The sequence below is a fragment of the Nonomuraea longispora genome, assembly GCF_004348345.1.
Classification (GTDB): Bacteria; Actinomycetota; Actinomycetes; order Streptosporangiales; family Streptosporangiaceae; genus Nonomuraea; species Nonomuraea longispora.
Map to the genome: position 1 here is coordinate 1 of NZ_SMJZ01000337.1, position 5,136 is coordinate 5,136.

General features: G+C 72.5%; 1 protein-coding gene. It reads left to right on the plus strand.

Annotated features, from left to right (window positions below):
• Positions 1 to 26: 26 nt before the first annotated feature.
• A partial coding sequence (locus tag E1267_RS42430; RefSeq protein WP_132341782.1) for a type I polyketide synthase occupies positions 27 to 5,136 on the plus strand: 5,110 nt, incomplete at its 3' end.

Sequence of the window (5,136 nt, forward strand, 5' to 3'; positions counted from 1 at the left end):
AGCCCACGATCCCGATCGTCTCGAACGTGACGGGCCGCCTGGCCGAGCCGGGCCGGCTGACCGACCCCGCCTACTGGGTCGAGCACGTACGCGGAGCCGTACGGTTCGCCGACGGCGTCGCCGCCGCGGGCGCCTCCGTCCTCCTGGAGGTCGGGCCCGACGGCATCCTCACCGGAATGGCCCAGCAGGCGCTCGCGGACGGCGTCTTCGTCCCCGCCGCGCGCAGGGATCGCGAGGAGAGCGGCGCCTTCGTCCAGGCACTCGGCCGGCTCCACGCCGCCGGCGTCACCGTCGACTGGGACGCCTACTTCGGTTCCGCCCCCGCGCTCCACGTCGACCTGCCCACGTACGCCTTCCAGCGGCAGCGTTACTGGCTGGAGGCGCCCGCCTCCGCCGAACGACCCACCGAGCACGTCGGCCTGTTCGAGATCGACTGGCTGCCCGTGCCCGCCGTGCCCGCCGCCGCCGAGCCCGGCGACGTACTGCTGCCCTGGGAGAGCCCCACCGGCGACGAGCCCGCCCGCGCCCGCGCGGCCGTGCTGCGCGTGCTGGCCGCCGTACAGGAGCGGCTCGGCCGGCCCGAGTCCGGCCGCCTCGTGATCGTCACGGAGGGCGCGACCGGCGACACTCCCGACCTCGCCGCCACGGCCGTGTGGGGGCTGGTCCGATCGATCCAGACGGAGTACCCGGGCCGGTTCGTGCTCCTCGACCACGACAACGACGGCACCCCCGACGGCATCGTCCCCTCGGCCCTCTCCTACGACGAGCCCCAGCTGGCGATCAGAGCCGGCACGATCCACGTCCCCAGGCTCGCCAGGCGCGACCAGCCGGCGGGCGACCCGCCCTGGAACCCGGACGGCACGGTGCTGGTCACCGGCGGCACCGGCGCGCTGGGCCGCACCGTCACCCGGCACCTCGTCGCCACGCACGGCGTACGGAACCTCGTCCTGGTCACCCGCGACCCGCGCTCGCCCGGCGCGGTCGCGGTGGCCGCCGAGCTGGCAGAGCTCGGCGCGCACGCCGAACTGGTCGCCTGCGACGTCACCGACAGGGACGCGCTGGCCGGGCTCGTCGGCTCCTGCGAGACCCTGACCGGTGTCGTGCACATCGCCGGCGTCCTCGACGACGGCGTCGTGCCCGCGCTGACCCCGGAGCGGCTCGACACCGTGTGGCGTACCAAGGCCGAGACGGCCTGGCTGCTGCACGAGGTGACCCGCGACCGCGACCTGTCCGCGTTCGTGCTGTTCTCGTCGTGCGCGGCCACGCTCGGCAGCGCCGGCCAGGCCAACTACGCCGCCTCCAACGCCTTCCTCGACGGCCTCGCCCGGCACCGCCGCGCGCTCGGCCTGCCCGCCACCGCCCTCGCCTGGGGGCTGTGGGACAACTCCGCCGGTGGCATGGCGGGGACGCTCGCCACGTCCGACCTCGCCCGCTGGGCCCGGCTCGGCGTCGCCCCGATGCCGCAGGACAAGGCGCTCGAACTGCTCGACTCGGCGCTCGGGGGGAACGCCGTCACGACCCTGCCCGCCCGGCTCAGCCTGGCCAAGGTCGCCGAGCCCGTGCCGGTCATGCTGCGCGCGATGTTGCGCAAGCCGATCGAGCGCCGCGAGGCCGGCGGGCCCGACGAGGTGCCGCTGGCGCAGGCCCTGCGCGGGCTGGGCTCCGAGGAGCAGGAACGCACGCTGCTCGACCTCGTACGCGGCCAGGCCGCCCTCGTGCTCGGCCACGTGACGCCGAACGTCATCAGCGCGACCGGCGCGTTCAAGGAGGCCGGCTTCGACTCGCTGACCGCCGTCGAGCTCCGCAACCGGCTCAACACCGCCACCGGGCTGCAACTGCCCAGTTCGCTGCTGTTCGACTACCCGTCGCCGCAGGCGCTGACCGAGCACCTGCGCACCGAACTGCTCGGCGGGCCCGCCATCGCCGCCACGGCGCTCCGCACGACCGGCCACGACGAGCCGATCGCGATCGTCGGCATGGCCTGCCGCTACCCGGGCGGCGTACGCTCGCCCGAGGACCTGTGGGAGCTGGTGGCCCAGGCCCGCGACGCGGTCGGCGAGTTCCCGGCCGACCGTGGCTGGGACCTCGACCGGCTGTTCGACCCCGACCCCGGCAAGCGGGGCACCACCTACACCCGGCACGGCGGCTTCCTCTACGACGCGGCCGACTTCGACGCGGCGTTCTTCGGCATCTCGCCGCGCGAGGCGCTGGCCATGGACCCGCAGCAGCGGCTGCTGCTGGAGGCCTCCTGGGAGGCGCTCGAGGACGCCGGCATCGACCCCGCCACGCTGCGCGGCAGCCAGACCGGGGTGTTCACCGGCATCGCGCCCATGGAGTACGGCCCTCGCCGGTACGAAGGCGCCGACCACGTGGAGGGTTACCTCCTCACCGGCGGACTGGCCAGCGTCGCCTCCGGCCGGGTGTCGTACACGTTCGGGTTCGAGGGCCCGGCGGTGACCGTGGACACGGCGTGCTCGTCGTCGCTGGTGGCGCTGCACCTGGCGGCGCAGGCGTTGCGGTCGGGCGAGTGCGACCTCGCGATGGCCGGCGGCGCGATGGTGATGGCCTCGCCCGGCACGTTCGTGGAGTTCTCGCGCCAGCGCGGCCTGTCGCCGGACGGCCGGTGCAAGGCGTTCTCGGCCGACGCGGACGGCACCGGCTGGAGCGAAGGCGTCGGCGTGCTGCTCGTCGAGCGGCTGTCCGACGCGCGCCGCAACGGCCACCAGGTGCTCGCCGTCATCAGGGGCAGCGCGATCAACCAGGACGGCGCCAGCAACGGCCTGGCCGCCCCCAATGGTCCTTCGCAGCAGCGGGTGATCCGGCAGGCGCTGGCGAACGCGGGTTTGTCGCCGGCTGAGGTGGACGCGGTGGAGGCGCACGGCACCGGTACGAGGCTCGGCGACCCGATCGAGGCCCAGGCGCTCATCGCCACCTACGGCCGGGAACGCCAGGACCAGCCGCTCTGGCTCGGGTCGCTCAAGTCCAACCTCGGCCACGCCCAGGCCGCCGCCGGCGTCGCCGGGGTCATCAAGATGGTCATGGCCATGCGGCACGGCGTGCTGCCGAAGACCCTTCACGTGGGCGAGCCCTCCCCGCACGTGGACTGGTCGGCGGGTGCGGTCGAGCTGCTGACCGAGGCCCGCCCGTGGGACCAGGGGGACCGGCCGCGCCGGGCCGCCGTGTCGTCGTTCGGGGTGAGCGGCACCAACGCCCACGTGATCATCGAGCAGGGCGATTCCGCCGACGAGACCACCGGCGAGGACGGGCGGCTGCCGGTCGTGCCGTTGCTGGTGTCGGCGAAGGACGGGCGGGCGTTGCGGGCGCAGGCCGGTCGGCTCGCGTCGTGGCTGGAGTCGGAGTCGTCGGTTGCGGTGTCGGATGCGGCGTGGTCGCTGGCGACGGGCCGGGCGGTGCTGGAGCAGCGTGCGGTCGTGGTGGGTGCTGATCGGGGCGAGTTGGTGGCGGGCCTGCGGGCGCTGGAGCCTGTGGGGGTCATGCCTGTTGGGAAGCTGGCCCTGTTGTTCGCGGGTCAGGGTAGTCAGCGGGTCGGTATGGGTTCGGTGCTGGCTGAGCACTTCGCGGTGTTCGCTGAGGCGTTGGACGAGATCTGCCGGGTGTTCGATCCGTTGTTGCCGTATCCGTTGCGTGAGGTGATGTTCGCCGATCCCGAGGGGGTGCTGAACGAGACCGGGATGACCCAGCCGGCGCTGTTCGCCTTTGAGGTGGCGCTTCACCGGTTGCTGGAGTCGTTGGGTGTGCGGGCGGATGTGTTGGTGGGGCATTCGGTCGGGGAGATCGCGGCTGCTCATGTGGCCGGGGTGTTCTCGCTGGAGGATGCCTGTGTTCTGGTGGCGGCTCGTGCGCGGTTGATGCAGGCGCTTCCTTCTGGTGGGGCGATGCTGGCGGTGGCCGCTGCGGAGGCCGAGGTCCTGCCGTTCCTGCAAGGTCGTGAGGACCGGGTGGGGATCGCGGCGGTGAATGGTCCTGCTGCGGTGGTGGTGTCGGGTGACGAGAGCGCGATCGTTGAGATCGAGGCCCAAGCCCGGGTGCGCACCCGCCGGTTGCGGGTGTCGCATGCGTTTCATTCGCCGTTGATGGAGCCGATGCTGGCGGAGTTCGCGCAGGCGATCAGTGGGATCGCCTTCCACGAGCCGAGTCTGGCGATCGTCTCGAATGTGACGGGCCGGTTGGCTGAGCCGGGTCAGCTGACTGATCCTGCTTACTGGGTTGAGCATGTGCGTGGCGCGGTGCGGTTCGCGGATGGGGTGACGGCTGCTGGGGCGTCGCATTTCCTGGAGGTGGGTCCGGATGGGGTGCTGACCGGGCTGGCGCAGCAGAGTGTTGAGGATGCGGTGTTCGTCCCGGCTGTGCGCAAGGACCGTGACGAGACCCGCGCGTTGATGGAGGCGCTGGGTGGGCTGCACGTCCAGGGGATCGCCGTGGACTGGACGAAGGTCCTGACTCCCGGCCGGTTCGTCGACCTGCCCACCTACGCCTTCCAGCACGAGCGGTTCTGGGTGCCGGCCAGTCTGGAGTCGCAGGACGTCGGCGCGGCCGGACTGGGGGCCATTGACCATCCCATGCTTCGTGCGGCGATTTCCGCGCCCGACTCCGACAGCCACACCTTCACCGGCCGGTTGTCGCTCGCGGCCCAGCCGTGGCTGGCCGATCATCAGGTGGATGGCCGGGTGGTGGTGCCGGGGGCGGCGTTGGTGGAGCTGGCGTTGCGGGCCGGTCAGGAAGTGGGGTGCCCGCGGCTGGCGGAGTTGACCATGCGGGCGCCGTTGGTGGTGTTGGACGGGCCGGGTGTGGATGTCCAGTTGGTGGCCGGGCCGTGTGATGAGTCGGGTGGCCGTCAGGTGGGCCTGTATTCGCGTGAGGGTCAGGGTGAGTGGACGTTGCACGCGCAAGGAGTGCTGGTCGAAGAGGGTGGGCGGCCGGTTGCCGGTGTGGGGCAGTGGCCGCCGGCCGGTGCCAGTGCGGTGGATGTCGAGCATCTGTATGAGGACCTGGCGGCGATGGGTCTGGACTACGGTCCTCTGTTTCAGGGATTGGTGGCCGCCTGGCAGCACGAGGGGGCGGTGTTCGCTGAGATCGTCTTGCCGGAGCAGGGGCATGGGGAGGCGGGCCGGTTCG